Source organism: Caldibacillus sp. 210928-DFI.2.18 (assembly GCF_020554505.1).
Taxonomy (GTDB): Bacteria; Bacillota; Bacilli; order Bacillales; family Caldibacillaceae; genus Caldifermentibacillus; species Caldifermentibacillus hisashii.
In genome coordinates, this window is record NZ_JAJCHL010000031.1 from 14,976 (window position 1) to 36,882 (window position 21,907).

Consider the following 21,907-nt stretch of genomic DNA (forward strand, 5'->3'; position numbering starts at 1 on the left):
TGAAGAGCATACATCATTTAAGTGCTATTATTTTTCTTCATTCAGCCATTTGGCAATGTCCTTCGCAAAATAGGTGATAATTAAATCCGCACCTGCCCTTTTGAATGCGGTGTGCATTTCCATGACAATTTTCTTTTCGTCAATCCAACCGTTCAAGGCAGCTGCTTTAACCATTGAATACTCCCCGCTGACATTGTAAGCAACTATCGGAACATTAAACTCATTGCGGACATCACGGATAATATCCAAATATGGCATGCCCGGCTTGACGATTAAGAAATCAGCCCCTTCCGAAAGATCCGAATGGGCTTCTCTTAAAGCTTCCCGACGATTGGCAGGGTCCATTTGATATGTTTTCCGATCGCCAAATTGTGGGGCACTTTCTGCAGCATCACGGAACGGACCGTAAAAAGCGGATGCATATTTAACTGCATAGGACATGATTGGTACATGTTTAAAACCTGCTTCATCCAACCCTTTACGAATTGCAACGACAAAACCATCCATCATATTCGAAGGCGCAATAATATCAGCACCTGCCCTTGCTTGGCTGATTGCCGTTTTCACATGAATTTCCAGTGACTCATCATTGGCAACATCACCGTTCATGATTACACCGCAATGACCGTGATCGGTATATTCACATAAACATGTATCTGCAACAACAAGCATTTTCGGAGCATGTTGTTTAATGGTTTTAATAGCTTTCTGAACAATGCCGTGATCATGGAATGCACCGGAACCTATTTCATCTTTTTCATTCGGGACACCAAATAAAAGAACGGCCTTTATGCCTAAGCTTAATAGTTCATCCACTTCACTAGGCAAATAATCTAAAGAAATTTGCTCAATTCCCGGCATTGAAATAATGGGATTTCTTATCTTTTCTCCTTCAACGATAAATAGCGGATAAATTAAATCATCCGTGTGAACATGATTTTCCCGAACTAAATCTCTCATAAAAGCCGATTGTCTTAGTCTCCGATGTCTCTTAAATTGTAAGTCTTCTATGTTCATTTCACTGCCTCCAATTATATATTTAATAACTTGTTTGGCACCCAAAAAGTTCTACGGGAAAATTCATTGCATCTTTGGTTTATGTGATCCAAATTTAACGCAAAAGCAAGCTCTTCAAGTGTTCATCATTGCTCGTTTGGCATCTAAAAAATTTTATAGGAAAAGTTCACTTCGACCTTATTTTTTACATTATACCGTTGTATTTATTTCTTAACATTTCTTTCCAAAAAACACCTTCATCTCTTCAAGCAATTGATCGACGGTATAAATGTCGGGACAAATATGAACAGGAATTCCGTAATCTTCCAACGCTTTTTTGGTAACCGGTCCAATCGAAGCGACCCATTTTCCGTCGAGTAGATGGCGTTCATTTTTCTCCATTAATATACTCATAAAATGTTTAACGGTTGAAGGACTGGTAAATATTAATACGTCGACTTTATTTTTCAATGTTGCAATCAGTTTTTCTTTATTTTCCTCTGGTAAAAATGTTTCGTAAATAATGATTTCCTCGACAATGGCACCGACATTTCGAAGCACTGTACCGACAATATCCCTGGCCAGATTTCCTTTTACCACGCAAATGCGTTCATTCTTATCAATAAAATCCTTCATCTCATCAGCCAATGCTTCACCGGTAAATTTTTTTGGAATGAAAGACAGTGATATACCATAATTTACTAAACTGCTTTGTGTTTTCGTACCGACAGCCGCCACCTTTACATGTTCCGGAAAAGATAACCCCATCTCTTCCAACTGTGCCATAAAAAAACGAACACCATTTTGACTCGTAAAAATAAGCCAGTCAAAACTTGTTAATTCGTTCATCAGTTTTCGTTCCCGTTCAGATAAGCTTGTTTTTTTGAATGAGATTAACGGGACAAGCAATGGAATGCCACCAAGAGAACGAATTCCTTCGATTAACGATAGAGCTTGTGAAGAATCACGCATAATTAAATATTTTTTGTTTGCCAATCGGTCAAGCGTCAATTTCATCCATCTCCAAAAAAATGATGAGTTGTTCTTCGTGTCTGATTGAAACTGTTGAACCAGGTTTTGTACTATTTTGAATGGCTGTTTCATTTAGTTGCGACAGTATTTCGTGAATATGGGCGCTTCTGTAATCACCCAACACATCTGCTTTAATCCAATTGCTTCAGGATTTCGCTGATAAGTTTACCAGCACCACGCTCCATTAACCGTTCTCCTGCCTCTTCGCCCACTGTCACCGCATCTTTACCGACAACAGTTTCCTTAAAAATTGTTTTTCCATTACCGGAAGCGACAAATGCATTTAAAACAACATCATCTTCATCGTTTATCACTGCATATCCTCCTACAGGAACTTGACAACTTCCGCCTATTTTATTCAAGAAAGCTCGTTCAGCCTGCACGGCACGATTCGTTTTTGGACAATTTAATTTTGCCAACCATTGTAAAATTTCTTCGTCATCTTTCCGGCATTCAATGGCTAGTGCTCCTTGACCAACAGCCGGAATACAATCACTTGGTTCTAAGTATTCGGATACAACCTCTGCCTGCCAACCCATTCGTGATAATCCCGCTGCCGCTAAAATAATTGCATCGTATTCTTCCGTTTCGAGCTTTTTCAATCGTGTATCAATATTCCCGCGAATCCATTTAATTTCGAGGTCCGGCCGTATGTTTAAAATTTGTGCTTTCCGCCGCAGACTGCTTGTTCCGACGATGGCACCGGCCGGTAAATCACGTAATGAACGATTTTCTTTTGAGATAAGCACATCCCGGGGATCTTCCCGCTCCGGAATGGTCCCGATGACAAGTCCGTCCGGCAACACGGCAGGCATATCTTTCATACTGTGAACCGCAATATCAATTTCTTTATTTAACATTGCCTGCTCAATCTCTTTAACAAAAAGTCCCTTCCCGCCGACTTTTGACAAGGTAACATTTAGAATTTCATCACCCTTTGTGACAATTTCTTTCAGATCAAAAGTAAACGGGGCACCAATCTTTTTCAACTGATCTATGATCCAATTGGTTTGTGTCATTGCTAATTTACTGCGTCTTGAACCGACAATAATTTTACGCATAAAAGCCTCCTGGTATATAAAGAAATAGATCGTTCAAATCTAAGTATGTAATGTTAACGATGTACGAAATTACAAGGCAAAACAATCTAACTTAACCAAAAATGAAAATCAGATAATCTGCCCAACAAGAAAAAATTTATCCATACGATTAAAAACGAGGCAATATTCCACAGTGCCAAATTTTTCCCGAACATTTCCTTTCTTGTTTTTAAATAAATAAAGCAAGCATACATGATAATAACAAAAAATGATCCGATAATTTTCCAATCAAAAAAACCGATTTCCGGCATTTTTAGATAAAGCCTTTGCAATCCTAGTATAACACCAATGGAAAAAACAGGCATGCCCAGCAAATTTAAAGTGTAGGAGATTTGCTCTAATTTAACTAAGTCATTGATACGAATTAATTGTCTTCCCCATTTTTTCCGTTTCAATAAATGATATTGCACAATATATAATAACGAAAATAAAAATGATAATGAAAATAGGGCATACGCAACAAGCGATGCCGTAATATGAACAAGTAAAAGTTCCGAAGCCAACTTTTCCGCCAGTGCCGGAGAACCCCAGTGGGATGGTGCAAATGTATAAATAACGATCGTCATAAATCCAAGTACACTGGTAAAAAATATGATAAATTCAACTTTAACAAAAATATTTAAAATAATTGAACAAGTGATTAACACCCAACTATAAAAATACAAACCGTCCGCTAACGTAAAAATAGGGAACCGGCCTGTCTCGTACATATTAAAAATAAATAAAACCGTTTGCAAGAACCAGACACAACAAAGCAATAGAAAGCCAATTCTTTTCATTTTACGGTTTGTTTGCAGGAAGTCATAGAAGTACATCAATACCGAAGCCGCATAAAGAATAACCATCCCTTCATGCAATTTCATCAACATGTTTTCTCCCATAAGGGTAACCTCACTTACATCTCATCAACCGTTCACATAGCTCTCAAGCGATCTTGTTTTTCTTTCATCGATGCGCTTATGCTGAGATTCTTCCATTTGTTTTTCTTTGTGTGCTTCTAATTGAAAAATTTGCTCAAAATAATGCAAAGCCTGTTCACCTTCAGGACCGGCAGCCAATTCTTTAATTTGTAAAATCGGATCTTTTAACATTTGATTTATAATGCTTTTCATATGTTTACCGATAATTTTCCGTTCCCGTTCGGTTAAGTCAGGCAATTTCCGTTCCAAACTCGTCATCACATCGGCTTGAATAGTTAATGCTTTTTCCCGTAAAGATGAAATGAGCGGAACAACCCCCAATGTATTTACCCAATCTTGAAATATCGCGATCTCATCTGTGATAAATGACTGGATTTTGGTAGCAGCACGCTGTCTTTCTTGTAAATTTGCTTCAACGACTCCTTCTAAATCATCAATATCGTAAAGAAAAACGGATTCGAATTGATCAATTTCCGGATCAATATCTCTCGGCACAGCTATATCAATAAATAACATCGGTCGCCCTTTCCGCATTTTTTCAACCGGCGCCATCAATTCTGCATGAATGACATAATGATTCGAACCCGTAGAACTAATAACAATATCAGCATCGGTCAAACATGACGGAAGTGATTCAAGCGAATAGGCCTTCCCACCGATTTCCTTGGCGAGATCCATTGCTTTTTCCACCGTGCGATTGACAACGGAGATTTTTCCGGCACCACTTCCCAATAAATTTTGAATGGTAATTTTCCCCATCTTTCCGGCACCGATAATTAAAATATGTTTATTATGCAATTGACCAAAAATTTTCTTTGCCAATTCAACGGCGGCATAACTGACAGAAACGGCATTTGAAGAAATATCCGTCTCGGTATGGGCTTTTTTCGCCACGGTAATCGCTTGTTTAAAAAGTTGGTTAAAGACGGTGCCAACCGAATTTGCTTCTTGTGCTTTGAAAAAACTTGACCGCACTTGTCCTAAAATTTGTGTTTCACCGATCACCATCGAGTCGAGACCACAGGATACGTTGAACAAATGCTCAACCGCTTTTTGATTTTCGTAAATGTAAAGATGGGATTCAAATTGTTCCCTTTCTATATGAAACCATTCAGCAAGAAACTCTTTAATATAATACCGCCCCGTATGGAGTTGATCGACGACTGCATATATTTCGGTCCGGTTACAAGTCGATACGATAACATTTTCTAAAATACTCTTTCTTTTCTTTAATGTAAGCATAGCAGCAGTCAGCTCTGCTTCTTGAAAAGAAAGTCGTTCCCGTATTTCTACCGGTGCAGTTTTATAATTTAGACCGACTGTAATAATATACATAAGTAAATACCCTCCAAATGATCCATCCTCTATGAAAAGTGCAGTCTTAACGTATAAAAAGTCATCTATCCGCCAAATTTTATGTTACGATAAAAGAAACACCTAATTCCATTTTATTATATTATAGATTGTATTAAATTAAAATGAATATAAACTGGTTCTTGGTTGAAAACGGCGATTTTCATAAATATGTCAAAATTACTTTCATTAACACCGTGGAAGACTGTTTTTCTAAAAATTGTCTCAAAAGCGTTCACCCAAGCTTTGCATCATTTTGTTTATTTTCATGTAAAATTGCGTTTCTTATACCATTGAAACAGTTTTATGGTTAAAATGCAAAAAGCTGGTTTTTTTACTTTTTGCTAAAAAGAATTATTACTTTATTTTAATTTTTTTGCTCTCTTTATCGGCTTTATTTTTTTATAGAAAGTGAGGAAGTTTGATGAAAAAGCAAATGTTTCCCGGGATCGTTTTAATCGGGTTCGGATTATATTTCTTCTTACAAAAATTCACAATACCTGTTCCTGCGGCCGTTTTCAGTTGGCCGACGATTCTTTTGATTGTAGGTGTCGCATTACTTATCCAAGCTTATCGAGGAGGAGATTTCCAACTCATTATGCCGGGAGTCTTACTCGTTGGCTTAGGGATTCATTTCCATCTTGCGCAACAATGGAATATTCAGTTTGATCTCATTGGTGTCATCATCTTATTTCTTGCATTGGGATTTTTTCTGGCTGCGAAAAAAACAAAAAGCAGTGCAATTTATAGTTGGATTTTTGTTAGTGTTGCACTCATTCAACTGTTTAACGCAAAATTATTTTCCTTTTTCCGACTTACACCGGAACAAATTGGCAGTTTCCAATCACTATGGCCAATCATTTTAATTATCATCGGAAGCTATTTATTCTTTTTTAAGAAAAAATAAGGGTTGGTTTGATTTACTTACATAAAATCCGTGTGCAAGCATACCCGTTTTTTCCGGAAAATTTTTTGGCATCGAGAATGCTCTCCTATCATAACTTTCTTTTAAATGTTTACAAAAACATTTAAAAGAAAAAGGACTAACCATACAGAAAATTCTCGGTTAGTCCTATTGTTTACTATTTCTTACTTTCATTATCGTTTATCCATTTTCCGATTACCTGCCATGCTTCTTCTTTGCCGACACCGGTTTCGGACGAAAAAATGATTACCGGATCTTCTTTTTCAATCACTAATTTCTCCTTCACAACTTTCGCATGTTTCTCCCATTTGCCACGGGGAATTTTATCCGCTTTGGTCGCAATCACAATGACAGGTATTGAATAATGTTTCAAAAATTGATACATCAAAACATCATCGTTTGTTGGCGGGTGGCGGAGATCTACAATCAATATGACAGATTTCAATTCATGCCGCCCGGTTAAGTACGTTTCAATCATATTTCCCCATTTGGCCCGCTCTGTTTTTGACACTTTCGCATATCCGTAACCGGGCACATCCACAAAGTAAAACGCCTCATTAATCAAATAAAAATTCAACGTTTGCGTTTTTCCCGGTTTTGATGATGTTCTTGCCAAATTTTTCCGGTTTAACATTTTATTAATAAAAGATGATTTTCCGACATTGGATCGACCGGCCAAAGCAATTTCCGGCAGGCTGTTTTCCGGATATTGTGCCTTTGATACAGCACTGATGACAATTTCGGCGCTTTTAATTTTCACTTTTTTCACCTACTATTGCATTTTTAAGTACTTCATCGACATGGGTAACAGGAATAAAGGTTAATTCTTCCCGCACACTTTCCGGAATGTCATCCAAATCCCGCTCATTGTCTTTCGGCAAAATAATGGTTGTCAGCCCGGCACGGTGAGCACTTAAAGTTTTTTCTTTTAATCCGCCGATTGCGAGTACCCGTCCCCGTAATGTGACTTCACCGGTCATGCCAACCTCACGACGAATCGGCTTTCCGGTAAGAGCTGAAACAAGTGCCGTTGTAATAGTGACACCGGCTGAAGGACCGTCTTTCGGAACAGCGCCTTCCGGGACATGGATATGGATATCATATTTTTCATGAAACATCGGATCAATGCCAAATTTTTCAGCTGAAGATCTCACATAGCTAAAGGCAGCCTGTGCAGATTCTTTCATAACATCACCGAGTTTACCCGTCAGTACAAGCTTTCCTTTACCGGGTGCAAGGGACACTTCAATTTGCAATGTATCGCCGCCAAATGCGGTATAAGCAAGTCCGGTTGCAACACCGACTTGATCTTCCTTCTCCGCCTGACCATAATGAAAAATCTTTTTCCCGAGAAATTCTTCAATATTTTTATTCGTAACAATGACCCGTTTCTTTTCCCCGGATGTAATAATTTTTGCCGTTTTTCTACAAATTTTAGCTATTTGTCTTTCCAATCCGCGGACACCGGCTTCCCGGGTAAAATACCGAACGATGGAAAGAATGGCATCATCGCGAATTTGCAGCTGTTGCTTTTGTAATCCATGTTCTTTTAATTGTTTTTTTATGAGATAATCTTTAGCAATATGTAATTTTTCAATTTCTGTATAACCCGCAATAGAAATAATTTCCATCCGATCTCTCAGCGGTCCGGGAATCGTGCTTAAATCGTTGGCTGTCGCAATGAACATTACTTTTGATAAGTCGTACGTTTCTTCAATATAATGATCGCTGAAATTTTTATTTTGTTCCGGATCCAAAACTTCGAGCATAGCCGATGACGGATCGCCGCGAAAATCGTTCGACATTTTATCAATTTCATCTAATAAAAACACCGGATTAATCGTCCCTGCTTTTCTCATTCCTTGAATAATTCGTCCCGGCATTGCACCGACATATGTTCTCCTGTGTCCACGGATTTCTGATTCATCACGGACACCGCCTAATGAAACTCTCACAAATTTTCGGTTTAACGAACGGGCAACTGAACGGGCAAGACTGGTTTTTCCTACTCCCGGAGGACCAACCAGACAAAGAATCGGACCTTTTAAGGAGTTCGTCAATTGTTGCACAGCTAAATATTCCAAAACGCGCTCTTTTACTTTTTCCAATCCGTAATGGTCTTCATTTAAAATTCTTTCCGCCCGTTTAATATTTATATCATCTTTCGTTTCTGTTTTCCATGGCAGTGCAATTAACCAATCGAGATAATTTCGAATAACAGCACTTTCCGCCGATGTTCCGGGTAATTTTTCATAGCGGTCTAATTCTTTCATGGCTGCTTCAAAAACATGATCAGGCATTCCTGCTTTTTCAATTTTTTCTTTTAATATTTCGATTTCACTCGATTTTCCTTCTTTGTCACCTAATTCTTTTTGAATAGCTTTCATCTGTTCCCGTAAATAATATTCTTTTTGCGTTCTTTCCATCGATTGCTTTACGCGTTGCCCGATTTTCCTTTCGAGTTGTATTACTTCCTTTTCATTATTCAAAAAAGTTATGATGGCGTTCATACGATCTTTCACATTTACTTTTTCCAAGAGGTCTTGCTTGTCTTTCAATTTCAGTGGCAAATATGATGCCACAATATCAGCTAATCGACCCGGTTCTTCAATATCTTGAACAGAAGCAAATGTTTCAGCCGATACTTTTTTAGACATTTTTATGTATTGCTCAAACAAATCCAAGATCATACGCATTAGTGCTTCTTCTTCAATGTCTTTTACTTCTTCATTTTCGTATGTTTGAATTCGTACTTCAAAATATTCATCGGTCCGGAGAAATTTTTCAATTTTTCCCCGTTTCAAACCTTCTACCAACACACGGAATGTTCCGTTTGGAAGTTTGAGCATTTGTTTTACCTGTGTCAATGTGCCCATTTCAAAAAAATCATCCTCTGTTGGGTTTTCAATGGATGTATCTTTTTGTGTGGTCAAAAAAATAAAATGATCATTCATCATTGCTTTTTCAAGCGCTTGTACCGACTTTTCTCGTCCGACATCTAAATGAAGCACCATTGTCGGGAATACAAGCAATCCTCGAAGCGGCAGGAGGGGAACGATAATTCGTTGTTGTTCATTCATATGGATACCTCCAATTCTCCACCTTTAGTCTCGTAATAGATGGTTATTCTCTTGTGTAGAAACGTTTTATGTTGATAAAACGGACTTACAGATTTGTTAACAAAAAAGGGATGCAACTTTTTTATCAAGCATTGTACTGAACTTCGTTAATTATATGAGATTTTTTCAATCGGGTGGTTCGGATTGTATTCGGCATTGACGATTACCTATTTAAAAATTTTAACGTATTTACCGGCAACTGTCTAATTTGAATAAATGATGAAACTTCAACCGGTTTGGGAAGCAATATTTATTAAAAGTTTACTAAAACTGGAATTTTTCTGTTTCGGGTTGTCAATTTGCTTTTAAAAAGGCAAAAAAAGGCGGTTTGTTCATTGACAAACCAGAATTTCAGGTTTTATCTATTCCGCCCAATATCCATTATGATTTGCGAGCTTACCCTGTGATTTTTCTATACACTTTCTTTTCTTTGCTCTTGATAGGAAAAAGCCGTTTCCGGCAGATTGCTCTCTTCTTTATTATGTATTTTCATTAAGGCTAATTCAAATACTTGTTTTATACTGGCGACCGGTATAACTTCAACTCCTTCGATTTCATGAAGAATGGATTCCATATTGTCTTCCGGTATAATCACTTTTTTTACACCTGCTTTTTGTGCCGCCTTTATTTTTGTATACACACCGCCGACCGGTTTTACTCTACCGTGAATACTGATTTCTCCGGTTAGGGCAACTTCATTATGAATCGGAATTTTATAAATGGCCGAATATATTCCGGTAGCAATCGCGATTCCCGCTGATGGACCGTCAACAGGTACGCCGCCCGGAAAATTAACATGAATATGATATTCATCTGCAGGTACACCAAATGATCGTAAAATGGTAATGACATTTTCAATGGAACCTTTTGCCATACTCTTTCTTCTAATTGATTTTCCTTGCGTTCCAATACTTTCTTCCTCAACAATTCCGGTAATCGTGATTGCTCCTTTTTCCAGAGCAGGTATGGCAGCAACTTCGATTTCCAATACCGAGCCGCTGTTCGGTCCATAAACAGCCAAACCGTTAACAAGTCCCACTTCCGGTTGTTTATAGATTTTTTGTTCTAATCGTGGAGAAAGTTGACTTGAATGAATGATCCACTCGATATCTTCATCTTTTATTATTTTTCGATTTTCCGTAATCGCAAGTCCTGCAGCAATTTGTACCATATTCACCGCTTCTCGCCCGTTTTTCGCATATTGTGATAATTTTTCTAATGCATATTCACTCATCGTTAAATGAACCTTTTCCAGCGCTCGTTTCGCCACTTGCTTGATTTCTTCTTGGTCAAGTTCCCGGAAAAACACTTCCATGCATCTCGAACGAATCGCCGGAGGAATTTCTTCAGGTGTTCTTGTCGTCGCACCAATTAAGCGAAAATCAGCAGGAAGTCCATTTTTAAAAATATCATGAATAAAATTGGGGATTTGCGCATTTTCTTCACTATAATAAGCACTTTCTAAAAATACTTTTCGGTCTTCCAAAACTTTCAACAGTTTGTTCATTTGAATCGGGTGCAATTCACCAATTTCATCGATAAAGAGAACACCACCATGTGCATTCGTTACTGCCCCTTGTTTTGGCTGTGGGATTCCTGCTTGTCCCATCGCACCGGCCCCTTGGTAGATCGGGTCATGGACGGAACCGATTAAAGGATCAGCAATTCCTCTTTCATCAAATCTTGCCGTTGTCGCATCCAATTCAATAAATTTTGCGTCTTTTTTAAAGGGAGACATCCCCAGCTTTTTCGCCTCTTCAAGAACAAGTCTTGCTGCAGCTGTTTTTCCGACACCGGGTGGTCCGTAAATAATGACATGTTGGGGGTTGGGGCCACAAAGACCGGCTTTTAATGCTTTGATCCCGTCTTTCTGTCCAATAATATCTTCAAAACTTGCCGGACGAACCTTTTCTGCGAGCGGTTCAGTCAATTTAATCGAACGTAATTTTTGTAATTGTTCCATTTCTTTTTTTGATTCTTTGTCTATTGATACTTTTTGGCTCCGTTGATTTCGCAACAAGTTCCAAAAATACACCCCGATGATAACCCCGAAGATAAGCTGGATGATTAACACGATTCCAGGTAAGTTCATTGTATTCCCTCCATTGGCATATTCTGTGTTCTTTAGTATCTCCTATAGAACGAGGGAATAAACAAGAAATTGCCAATTGAAGAATGTTTACAAAACAAAACAAAAAAGCTTAAGTACACATACAAAAAGAGTTACCATGTAACAAAAACTTTGCTGTTACATGGTAACCCGATCGATTCATGTTTGTATGTTATGCCGAAGTTTTTTCTTCTTCTTCAATAACCGTTCCATCTTTCAATAGTAGTTGAGGACGTTTGTTTTTCGTAATCGTCTCCTCCGTGATAATACATTTTGCGATATCTTCCCGTGATGGTAATTCGAACATCACATCCAACATAATTCCTTCAATAATGGAACGTAAACCACGAGCACCGGTTTTTCTTTCAATTGCCTTTTTCGCAATTTGTTCCAATGCTTTCTTTTCAAATTCGAGTTCCACATTATCCAGTTCCAATAATTTTTGATATTGTTTAACGAGCGCATTTTTCGGCTTTGTTAATATTTCGATTAATGCAGCTTCATCTAATTTTTTAAGCGTTGCGATAACCGGGAGACGTCCGATGAATTCCGGAATTAAGCCAAATTGTAATAAGTCTTCCGGCAATACATGGGTTAATAAATTCATTTCATCAATTTCTTCTTTTTTCGGATCCGTTCCGAAGCCGATAACTTTTTTACCTAGACGGCGTTTAATAATTTGTTCAATTCCGTCAAATGCACCGCCGCAAATGAATAAAATATTCGTCGTATCAATTTGAATAAACTCTTGATGCGGGTGTTTTCTTCCTCCTTGTGGCGGAACACTGGCAACCGTACCTTCTAAAATTTTCAACAGTGCTTGTTGGACACCTTCACCCGAAACGTCACGGGTAATCGACGGGTTTTCTGATTTACGGGCAATTTTGTCGATTTCGTCAATATAAATAATCCCTTTCTCAGCCCGCTCGACATCATAGTCGGCAGCTTGGATTAATTTTAACAAAATATTTTCAACATCCTCACCAACATATCCGGCTTCTGTTAAAGATGTCGCATCCGCAATGGCGAACGGTACATTTAAAATTCGCGCCAAAGTTTGGGCAAGTAAAGTTTTTCCGCTTCCGGTCGGCCCAATCAAACAAATATTACTTTTTGACAACTCAACATCATCAACCCGGTTTTTAGTATTGATTCTTTTGTAATGGTTATAAACCGCAACGGCCAATGTTTTTTTCGCCTGATCTTGACCGATGACATATTCATCCAAAATTGTTCGAATTTCCGTCGGTTTTGGAACATCCTTAAATTCTACTTCTTCATCATTGCCTAATTCCTCTTCCACAATTTCTGTACATAATTCAATACACTCATCGCATATATAAACGCCCGGACCAGCAACCAATTTACGGACTTGATCCTGAGATTTTCCGCAGAAGGAACATTTCAATTGTCCTTTTTCATCATTAAATTTAAACAATTTTTTCACCCCTTAATTTGATAAACCATCTATATGAGTAAAGCCCTGCGAATGTATTTTTACAGTGCCACGAATAGCAGCTCATTATTATTATGACTTTGTTTATTTCTTTTGTTAATCTTTTAGCCGTTAACGCCAAGTCTTTGTTTTTCTCTATGTATATGTATATGGATTGTAACATATTGTTCTGATGAAAAGAAAATAAAATGATTCAATCGATTATGTATAGTCTATGCAAAACATTTTTATAAAAAGACGGTAAAAACTAGAACCTAACACACATTTTTGGGATACAGCGAATTCCCATCAGTGTTGTCATTGTTTTTAAAGGCAGGCATCCCCTATAACCACACATCCTTTTCATTCGAAGTTGAGGCGGGAGACAAACCTTGCCGTTAAGAGTAGGATAAAACAAGGCACGAAAAGAAATCGCGCCTTGTTTTATCTAAGTTGATTAAAAATGTGCAACTAAACACCGTTAATTCGTTCACTTTAGTTTATTTAAACACAATGGATCTGTTTTCCTAATTATTCTTCTACCGTCTTACTGTTGTCAACCAATAATTGAACAGCTTTGTTAAATTTCAATTCTTCTTTAATGCCGGCAGTTGAACCAAGAATTTGCTGGATTTGTTCCACCGGCATGTTGTACATTTCTGCCATATTTTGAAGTTCTTTTTCCACTTCTTCTTCTGTTACATCAATATTTTCCGCTTTAACAATCGCCTCTAGCGTTAAGTTAACGCGAACCCGTTTTTCAGCATCTTCACGCATTGTTTCTTTCAAGCTGTCGATATCTTGACCTGAAAATTGCGAGTACAGTTCAAGATTTAGACCTTGTTGTTGCAGACGTTGATCAAATTCTTTTACCATCCGTTCTACTTCATTATCGATCATGACTTCAGGAATATCAATTTCTGCGTTCTCAGCAGCTTTTTCAATTACCGCATTTTCAACTTCATGTTTTGCAGTATGTTCTTTTTCATCTTTTAGACGATTTTTAATTTTTTCTTTTAATGCGTCTAATGTTTCCACTTCATCATCGACATCAACGGCAAAGTCATCGTCCAGTTCAGGTAATACTAATTGTTTTACTTCATGAACTTTTACTTTGAATACAGCCGGTTTGCCCGCTAATTCTTCTGCATGATATTCTTCCGGGAAAGTGACTTGAATTTCTTTTTCATCTCCGGCTTTTACTCCGACTAATTGTTCTTCAAAGCCAGGAATAAAGGAATCAGAACCGATTTCAAGAGAATGATTTTCTGCTTTACCGCCTTCAAAAGCTTCTCCGTCAACAAACCCTTCAAAATCAATAACAACTGTATCACCTTGCTCAGCCGGTTCATCTTCTTTAACAACTAATTCGGCATGGCGTTTTTGCAGTTCTTTAAGTTCTGCTTCAACATCTTCATCAGTTACTTCCGTATTTACTTTTGGAACTTCAAGGCCTTTATATTCGCCTAATTTTACTTCCGGTTTTACTGTAACATCGGCAGTGAAAATTAATGATTGACCTTTACCAATTTGTTCGATATCGATTTCCGGCTGATCAACCGGTTCAATGCCGGTTTCGTCAATGGCATTTGAATATGCATCCGGTAAAACAATATCTAGTGCATCTTGATAAAGAGATTCGACACCAAATCTTTGTTCAAAGATTTGACGCGGTACCCGACCTTTACGAAATCCAGGTACATTCAATTGTTTTTGAACTTTTTTAAATGCTTGATCGAGTGCTTTGTTAAATGTTTCTGCGTCTACTTCAACCGTTAATTTACCTTGGTTGCCTTCTAATTTTTCCCATTTTGCAGACATTCCTTTTCCCTCCAACTACTATTTATCAAAAATTTACTATTGTTCTTATATGTAGACCTTGTTCATCCGCTTTCAATGATCGTCCAAAAAGCAAATGTAATTATGTATCAAGCTCTAAAGACTTTACAAGGCGTATAAAGAGAAGAACATCATTCTAACCATATCATTATATCATAGGAATCATTTGTTTCAAGATAAAAGGGTGAAAAATAGGCGAAATTCACCTCTTGGAACAAATTGTCATTGTGTTGTGATCCAAAATTGTTGTTCCACCTCGGTAATAAAGTCTATCGCTTTTGCCAATTCCTCTTTGTTCATTTCCATTTCCGATAAATTGGAAATATTATCTGTATGCTGGTCAAAATAGTCTTCAACAACAAAGAGGATAGCATTCACCCATATATCCAAACTCGAAAAGTTCATCTCCAATGGGTAGATCATGAAAAAAAAGCGTTCGGTTAAAGTAACGGCATACGTTAATAAGCTAGGATTTTCATGAACGAGTAGAACTTCCAATTTCTCTTTGACTTTCCGGGGAAAAGGCGCATCTTGAACATCGGCATAGGTTTGGATATTCAATTGTACGGTTTGATTAAATTTCTTTACAACAACTTTTTCTTCGTAATGATTTTCTCTTAAAACATTCAATAAAATTGTTTTTAAAAAAGGATTTCCTGTTTCACTTTCCAGATATTCTTTTATTTCCGGTAAATGTCGGGCAATTCCGTTTTTATCGAGATTTTCCAAATTTTGTATCGTTGTTTTTAAGTCATCTTCAAAAAGATTTATATGTACATCCGATGTCGGTAGCTCATCCATCCCATTTGCTAAATTTCTGCTTAGTTCCAGCAATTCCTTATATTGATCAATTTTTTCTAACGGTACTTGATCCTCATCCAATAACATTGTTAACATTGTAGTTATTTTTTTATACTCATGAAGTTGAAAAAGAACAGTCATATATATTTCCACTGTTTCAAAGTAATCACCAACTCCTGTGTGAACCATTTCTTCCAACAACATTTTCGCCTTGGTAAAATTTCCTTGTTCCAGGTAAGCACCAATTAATGTATATAAAATATCCGGATTTTCCGGTTCCAGTTGCTCGGCCTTCTCAAGATAAGGAATAGCTTCCTTAATTCTCCCTTCAATCAATAAATTACTCCCCTTATCCAATAAGCGTAACGGTAAATTGGGGAAAGGAATTACTTTATCGTTTGAAAAATCGTCATTCATAACATCAAATCCCACGCTTTTTTCTTTTTTAGTTATTGTAACACCGGAATAGACTTTTGCAAAATGATGGACTGGGGCTAATGCAAATAGTGCTCGAATTTTTTCAAAAGTGAACGAGCGAACGTTCTTTTCGTAAACAATGAAAATTAATAAATTGATTCGCCAACTCTACCCAATCATTCTTTATATAAGCGTGTTAAAAATTTCGGGCTGTTCAATTTGCAAACAAACTTTATCAAAAAGTCTGTCTAACACCTCAGGAGCCGTTGCAAACAGTTCTATAAATAAAATTCTAAACGTAACTAATACGAAAATTTTTCCAACTGCACCAATTTGGATCTATGTTGGAAACTTTTACATTCTTAACGTATAAAAAAAGGATACCCACAGTGTTCTATTCTGTGCTAGTATCCCTACTTATTTAAAACCCTATTATTTCAAGACTTGAAATGTAAATCAAAACGTCCCAGACGAGATTCGAACTCATGACCTACAGCTTAGGAGGCTGTCGCTCTATCCAGCTGAGCTACTGGGACATAATTTTAATTTAAGACATTAAATATTTTATCATATTCTATTATTCCCATCAATGATTTCAGGAAATATTTACGGTAAGTAAGTTAAAAAACCTTTCTGAAACGTTGTCATAAAACGAATTACGGCGAAGAGGAATTCGATAATGTGGGCAAATTACCGGCATGGAAGGCTGTTGAACTTTTCGGAAATATTGATGTGAAAAAAGAGGGATACTTCCACAGTATTTATATCTGTGTTAGCATCCCTTTTCTGTTCAAAATCCTTTCAAGTCAAGGCTTTGATCTGCCTTTTCAGTACGTCCCAGGAGAGATTCGAACTCCCGACCGACGGCTTAGAAGGCCGTTGCTCTATCCAGCTGAGCTACTGGGACATGATATAAATATTTGTATAATTTTTTCTTCGTCTACTTGGTAACTCCGTCGTCCCAATCTCAGTAAGCTTACTCATGAAGCGGCTCGATTGGTACGCTGATGCTTATTCAAAGAAGCTTATTCGGGCGTGCTCTATCCAGCTGAGCTACTGGGACACAATTATTTATCAAAGACAAGATTTATTATATGCCCTATTGTGATTAATGTCAATAATATTGTTCAATTTTTTTGGAAGAAGAAGAGAAGAAGAGAAGAGAAATTAATTCTGTATTGTTTCCTTCTTCTTCCAAAATATTAGATGTCATATGATTCTTGAAAAAGTTCCCCATGTCCATATTCGTATACATGAACAGTTTTTGTTTTCCCATTTATTTCCAAGATGACATACGTTCTTTCTTTCCGCATACGTGGTAAGGCAATACTGCCCGGGTTAATAAATAAAATTCCTTCAATATTTTCAACCCCGAGAACATGGGAGTGGCCGAAACAAACAATGGTTGCATTTTGTTCAATAGCCCGATAATGTAAATTCATTAAACTTGTTTTGACATGATCTCGATGCCCATGCGTAATAAATATCCTTTCATTTCCGGCTGCAATCAAATCCCGTTCAGGAAAATCGTTTCCAAAATCACAATTTCCCCTAACCACATGATAGCCTTGAATTGCAGAATGATCTTTGACCAATTCAGAGTCACCACAATGAATATAATAGTCCATATCCGGATGAGTTTTTTTTAATTGGATTAGTTCTTCCGTTAATCCGTGACTGTCACTGCAAATCAAAACCTTCATGAAAGAAAATCCCCTCTTTCCATAGCTTCTTGGACATGTTCATATAATTTTCGAATTGCATTTCCCCGGTGGCTGATTCGATTTTTTTCCTCAGATGTTATTTCTGCCATTGTTTTTTTTAAATGAGGGAGATAAAAGATCGGATCATAACCAAAGCCGTTATTTCCGCGTTTTTCAGTTAGTATTAAGCCGTTACAAGTGCCTTCTACAATGATGGGATCCTTTCCCGGTACAACTAAAGCCAGGGTGCAATGAAAGTGAGCCGTGCGTTTTTCTTCCGGAACGTCTTTCATTTCAAACAAGACTTTTTGAATATTGGCCTCATCATCTTTATCAGTCCCTGCATATCGAGCGGAATAAACACCGGGGCGCCCATCTAAAGCATCAATGACAAGCCCGGAATCATCAGCTATTACCATTTTTTGAAAAATATTGGAAATCCCAACAGCTTTTAATAACGCATTTTCCTCAAAAGTTTTGCCTGTTTCTTCAATATCAGGTGCATCCGGGTAGTCAAGGAGTGTCTTTACCCGGAAGCCGAGCGGTTCAAAAAGTTCCGCAAACTCTTTTGCTTTCCCCTTATTTTTTGTTGCAATAATTAATTCTTCCATACTTTACCTCTTATTCATTATTTTAATTAATACCCAAAAAATTTCTTGATGATTTTCCACAAAGGTAAGTGTGTATCATATATAGTATGACACAAATTATTGTACTTTGCGCAGTAGTTTTTTAAAAAAATATATTTTGTTACTTAGCTTATTTTTCATTATTCAAAGTGTAGAGAACAAGATGTCTGGAGTTTGAAACTAAAACTTGTCCGATATGTTTGACCAATATTTTATCCTTCCCGCATGAAAAAAAGAGGCGGTTCGTCCCCCTCTTTCTATCTTTATTATAGCAAATTTTTATTAAAAACTGCCAGTATTGACATGTTCCGGACGGGTAACCGGTTCTGTTAAAGGTTTGCCATCCTGGTTTACAATATCTGTCTTTCCGTTTACTTGGATAGCCACTCCTTCAACCCCCTCTTGTTCCGTCAATGAAAGTACTAAAGGTTCCAAAACTTGCTTTGAAACAAGTTTTTGATCGTAACTGCCATATATATTTTCGTTAAAATTCAGTTTAACTATGCCATTCTCCATTTTCGGTTCTTCAACTAATTCGACATCCGGCATAAATAACGAATACAGGTCTGATGTCATATTCGGACCTTTAATTAATTCCTTAACAACTGCAGTTACCGGGTTATCATTTTTATTACTCACACGCTTTGTTACCGGCACATAGTATCTTTCTTCATTGCTCTGAGCTAGGTAGTATACAGTAACAGGATACGTATTGGTGATATCGACTGCAGTTGAAGAATCAATATTAATTCCATCTTTTCTTGTTAACATATCTTTAATAGGAGTTCCGTTTACCGGCATTTCCTTTAAATTTTTCCCGTTCATTTTTAATTTTACTTGTTTGATGGAATCAAACTGGGTCAAAGTCCAAGTGATCGATTGTAAGACTTTCATTTCATCTTCCGGGGCGTACTCGGCAAATTCTTTTGAAAAATCAGCAGTAGCTACGCCATCCTTGACATCAACGGATACCTCAGTTCCTTCCGGTAAAACTGCTCGAAAATCATTTGGTAAATATTCAGTTACTGGGCCACCTTTGACAAGATATTCCAATGCTTGCTTAGCTACTGATTTTGTATTTGGTAAGCCCAATGTTTTCGGAACAACATACCCATTTTTGTCTATCAAATAGAGCTCTGTTTTCACCTCATTTGCTTTTTCTCCATCAGCATTCTTTTCACCCGTCACATCCAAATCATCTTCATATGAGACTTTTTGTGGTGGATCAATATTTTCTTTTTCTCCCCCTAATTGTGAACAAGCTGAAAGTAAAAAAGCAATCACTGCTATCCAAATCAATTTTTTTATTAATTTCATACTATCCCCCCATAACAGTTTGTACTACATGTATACGGGGTTTTTACAAAAATAGACCGAGCCCTGAGAAAAAATCGGACAAATTCTAAAACACAGGCCCTTATACTAGCCAATAAAAATTTCTTAATCATTTTTTTGCCGGATTAAAAACCCGCCTAAATGGAGCGGAAATCAATTGAAAAATTTTTCCTTCTTCCGTATTTTTTCATAACATAGATAATCTGGGCTTTTCAAAGATATTAATAGCTTGATAACTTAACTGTATCAACAGTTATATTCGTTAATCCAAGCCATTGTTCAGCGATTGTTTTAAACATTGATTTTGAACCTGTTGTAAAAAATACATGATTTGGTTGCTCCTCAGGTGTATTAAGCATACCAATATGATCCAGAATTACACTTGCTTCTCTTGCTGTTTCTTCACCGGAACTAATAATTTTAATACTACCTTGAAAATAAGATTCAATAACCGGCTGTAACAGCGGATAATGGGTACATCCTAGAATTAATGTATCAATATTTTTATCCTTTAAAGGACGAATAGATTCAGCCACAATTTTTTCTGCAAAAGCACCGGTCCATTCGCCGCTTTCTACAAGTGGGACGAGTTTGGGACAAGCCAGCCCGTGAACAGTAACATGTTTTCTGATTTTTTTCAACGCCTGTTCGTAAGCTTTACTTTTAATTGTCATTTCTGTTCCGATAACACCGATACGATTTTTTTGGGAAACTTTAATTGCTGCTCTCGCGCCTGGATTTATCACACCTAATACCGGTATTGAAAGGCTGTCTCGAATTTCCTCCAATGCCACGGCAGTTGCTGTATTACAGGCTATAATTAACATTTTTATATGATATGTTTCTAAATAGCGGGTCATTTCCCACGTAAATTGACTAATTTCACTACTTGACCTAGGTCCATATGGACAACGCGCAGTATCACCTAAATAAATAATTGATTCATTTGGCAACTGGCGCATCATTTCCTTTACTACAGTCAAACCGCCTACTCCCGAGTCTATGATGCCTATTGGATTTGCTGACAAACTAGCTTCAACCTTTCATATTTTTATGTAATTTCTTTAGATTTTCTTGTAAAAGAATAATTTCTTCATCATTAAAGTCCTGTAAAACTTCATTTAAATACTTTTGTCGCTTTTTAATGACTTCCTCAATTATTCGAACCCCTTCAGATAGCAAATGAATACGAACAACACGGCGATCTTTCTCACCTCTTATCCTTTTTACAAGATTGTTCCTTTCCATTCGATCAATTAAATCTGTAGTTGTGCTGAACGCTAAATACATTTTAGTCGAAAGTTCACCAATTGTCATATCGCCTTCTTCAAAGAGCCATTGTAAAGCGATAAATTGAGGGGGTGTTATTGAATAATTACTTAAAATTTCCCGGCCTTTTTGCTTTATTATACCGGAAATATAGCGCAAGTCTTTTTCAATAGATGCTACAACCTTTTCTTCAATTGTTCTTTCCACATGGTTCCCCCCATTGACACCTAAAATTTGTTAAGCTTCTCGACGTTAAACAATCCTTGTTAACATTCACAGGATGTGCAAAAGATAAACTTTTATGAAAAATATTAGGACTTGCTGCTTACAGGTGTTTCCTTAAACTATTTATATCCCATCCCGTACGGACAATGTCAACAACCCACCACTTAACGACCTAACGGTCTGTTTGAAGTGGGGGCTTGCGTCTGTCAGAGTTTGACAGTGCTTCTACCCTCGTAGATAGCAATTACGCTTGTTCCTACCCAGCAGTACGAACGGCGTAAGCCTCCTGCCTTCGAGTGGTGGAACATCAGGACGGTTGACTTCGCCCCTACCGCAAAAGCTATACTCCTGCGGTAACTACACCAATATGCTCAATACCTTTGCGATGTAAATTCATTGCACCAATACGGTCATCGTTTGATTGGTATTGACAATTTTTACACTTAAAAATGTGTAGCTTCTTATTTCGGTTTGCTTTTTCAATATGTCCACATTTAGGGCAAGTTTGAGAAGTGTATTTTGGGTCTACAACTATTACCTTCTGTCCATTTAATTGAGCTTTATACTCAAGCATTTGACGGAATTGGTAGAAAGCCCAAGACACAGAAACATAGCGATTTTTCACTCGCACTTTTTCTGTTGCAGAACGAACACCTGTCAAGTCTTCCAAAACAAACATCGTACCTCTAGGGTATTTGT

General features: G+C 37.3%; 18 protein-coding genes and 2 tRNA genes. 1 reads left to right on the forward strand and 19 read right to left on the reverse strand.

Annotated features, from left to right (window positions below; genetic code table 11):
- Positions 1 to 27: 27 nt before the first annotated feature.
- The 5 genes from hemB to hemA form a co-directional block, all read right to left on the reverse strand.
- On the reverse strand, positions 28 to 1,017 hold the full coding sequence (gene hemB / locus LIZ98_RS08505; RefSeq protein ID WP_227139416.1) for a porphobilinogen synthase: 990 nt from the start codon (positions 1,015 to 1,017) through the stop codon (positions 28 to 30).
- A gap of 210 nt (positions 1,018 to 1,227) precedes the next feature.
- Positions 1,228 to 2,013 carry a uroporphyrinogen-III synthase gene (locus LIZ98_RS08510; RefSeq protein ID WP_227203019.1) on the reverse strand — a complete coding sequence of 262 codons (786 nt, stop codon included), beginning with the start codon at positions 2,011 to 2,013 and terminating at the stop codon, positions 1,228 to 1,230.
- Positions 2,014 to 2,159: 146 nt separating this feature from the next.
- Positions 2,160 to 3,089, reverse strand: coding sequence for a hydroxymethylbilane synthase (hemC, locus tag LIZ98_RS08515; RefSeq protein WP_227139414.1), 930 nt, complete (start codon positions 3,087 to 3,089; stop codon positions 2,160 to 2,162).
- An 86-nt stretch (positions 3,090 to 3,175) separates the two neighbouring features.
- The gene (gene ccsA / locus LIZ98_RS08520; RefSeq protein WP_041844837.1) at positions 3,176 to 4,009 is read right to left on the reverse strand and encodes a cytochrome c biogenesis protein CcsA; all 834 of its coding nucleotides are present in this window, start codon (positions 4,007 to 4,009) and stop codon (positions 3,176 to 3,178) included.
- A gap of 24 nt (positions 4,010 to 4,033) precedes the next feature.
- Positions 4,034 to 5,383 (reverse strand): glutamyl-tRNA reductase, encoded by a 1,350-nt coding sequence (gene hemA / locus LIZ98_RS08525; RefSeq protein ID WP_227139413.1) that lies wholly within the window; start codon positions 5,381 to 5,383, stop codon positions 4,034 to 4,036.
- A gap of 442 nt (positions 5,384 to 5,825) precedes the next feature.
- Here hemA and LIZ98_RS08530 point away from each other — a divergent pair, with 442 nt between their 5' ends.
- Positions 5,826 to 6,308, forward strand: coding sequence for a LiaI-LiaF-like domain-containing protein (locus LIZ98_RS08530; RefSeq protein ID WP_227139412.1), 483 nt, complete (start codon positions 5,826 to 5,828; stop codon positions 6,306 to 6,308).
- A 175-nt stretch (positions 6,309 to 6,483) separates the two neighbouring features.
- Here LIZ98_RS08530 and yihA read toward each other — a convergent pair whose 3' ends face one another.
- The 14 genes from yihA to LIZ98_RS08600 form a co-directional block, all read right to left on the reverse strand.
- Positions 6,484 to 7,086, reverse strand: a complete 603-nt coding sequence (yihA, locus tag LIZ98_RS08535; RefSeq protein WP_041844834.1) for a ribosome biogenesis GTP-binding protein YihA/YsxC — start codon at positions 7,084 to 7,086, stop codon at positions 6,484 to 6,486.
- Positions 7,076 to 9,406 carry an endopeptidase La gene (gene lon / locus LIZ98_RS08540; protein WP_227139411.1) on the reverse strand — a complete coding sequence of 777 codons (2,331 nt, stop codon included), beginning with the start codon at positions 9,404 to 9,406 and terminating at the stop codon, positions 7,076 to 7,078. Before lon ends, yihA begins: the two co-directional genes overlap by 11 nt.
- Before the next feature lie 451 nt (positions 9,407 to 9,857).
- Positions 9,858 to 11,537: an ATP-dependent protease LonB gene (gene lonB / locus LIZ98_RS08545; protein WP_227139410.1), complete on the reverse strand. Its 1,680-nt coding sequence runs from the start codon at positions 11,535 to 11,537 to the stop codon at positions 9,858 to 9,860.
- A 190-nt stretch (positions 11,538 to 11,727) separates the two neighbouring features.
- Complete coding sequence (clpX, locus tag LIZ98_RS08550; RefSeq protein WP_041903870.1) at positions 11,728 to 12,993, reverse strand: ATP-dependent protease ATP-binding subunit ClpX; 1,266 nt, start codon at positions 12,991 to 12,993, stop codon at positions 11,728 to 11,730.
- Between the two features lie 528 nt (positions 12,994 to 13,521).
- Entirely contained in the window at positions 13,522 to 14,811 is a 1,290-nt protein-coding gene (gene tig / locus LIZ98_RS08555; RefSeq protein ID WP_095141505.1) for a trigger factor, read from the reverse strand.
- Between the two features lie 240 nt (positions 14,812 to 15,051).
- Positions 15,052 to 16,047, reverse strand: a complete 996-nt coding sequence (locus LIZ98_RS08560) for a tetratricopeptide repeat protein (protein WP_227139409.1) — start codon at positions 16,045 to 16,047, stop codon at positions 15,052 to 15,054.
- Between the two features lie 462 nt (positions 16,048 to 16,509).
- Positions 16,510 to 16,583, reverse strand: a tRNA-Arg gene (locus tag LIZ98_RS08565).
- Between the two features lie 297 nt (positions 16,584 to 16,880).
- Positions 16,881 to 16,954, reverse strand: a tRNA-Arg gene (locus tag LIZ98_RS08570).
- Positions 16,955 to 17,249: 295 nt separating this feature from the next.
- Positions 17,250 to 17,750 carry a metallophosphoesterase family protein gene (locus LIZ98_RS08575; RefSeq protein WP_227139408.1) on the reverse strand — a complete coding sequence of 167 codons (501 nt, stop codon included), beginning with the start codon at positions 17,748 to 17,750 and terminating at the stop codon, positions 17,250 to 17,252.
- A complete protein-coding gene (locus tag LIZ98_RS08580) occupies positions 17,747 to 18,361 on the reverse strand; it encodes an XTP/dITP diphosphatase (RefSeq protein ID WP_227139407.1) in 615 nt (204 codons plus the stop codon). Before LIZ98_RS08580 ends, LIZ98_RS08575 begins: the two co-directional genes overlap by 4 nt.
- A 300-nt stretch (positions 18,362 to 18,661) precedes the next feature.
- Positions 18,662 to 19,696 (reverse strand): GerMN domain-containing protein, encoded by a 1,035-nt coding sequence (locus LIZ98_RS08585; RefSeq protein WP_108898395.1) that lies wholly within the window; start codon positions 19,694 to 19,696, stop codon positions 18,662 to 18,664.
- Between the two features lie 239 nt (positions 19,697 to 19,935).
- A complete protein-coding gene (gene racE / locus LIZ98_RS08590; protein WP_041903867.1) occupies positions 19,936 to 20,742 on the reverse strand; it encodes a glutamate racemase in 807 nt (268 codons plus the stop codon).
- Positions 20,743 to 20,749: 7 nt separating this feature from the next.
- The gene (locus tag LIZ98_RS08595) at positions 20,750 to 21,190 is read right to left on the reverse strand and encodes a MarR family winged helix-turn-helix transcriptional regulator (protein ID WP_041844825.1); all 441 of its coding nucleotides are present in this window, start codon (positions 21,188 to 21,190) and stop codon (positions 20,750 to 20,752) included.
- Between the two features lie 358 nt (positions 21,191 to 21,548).
- Positions 21,549 to 21,907, reverse strand: a 359-nt coding sequence (locus LIZ98_RS08600; RefSeq protein WP_227139406.1) for a transposase, incomplete at its 5' end; no start/stop codon positions are given.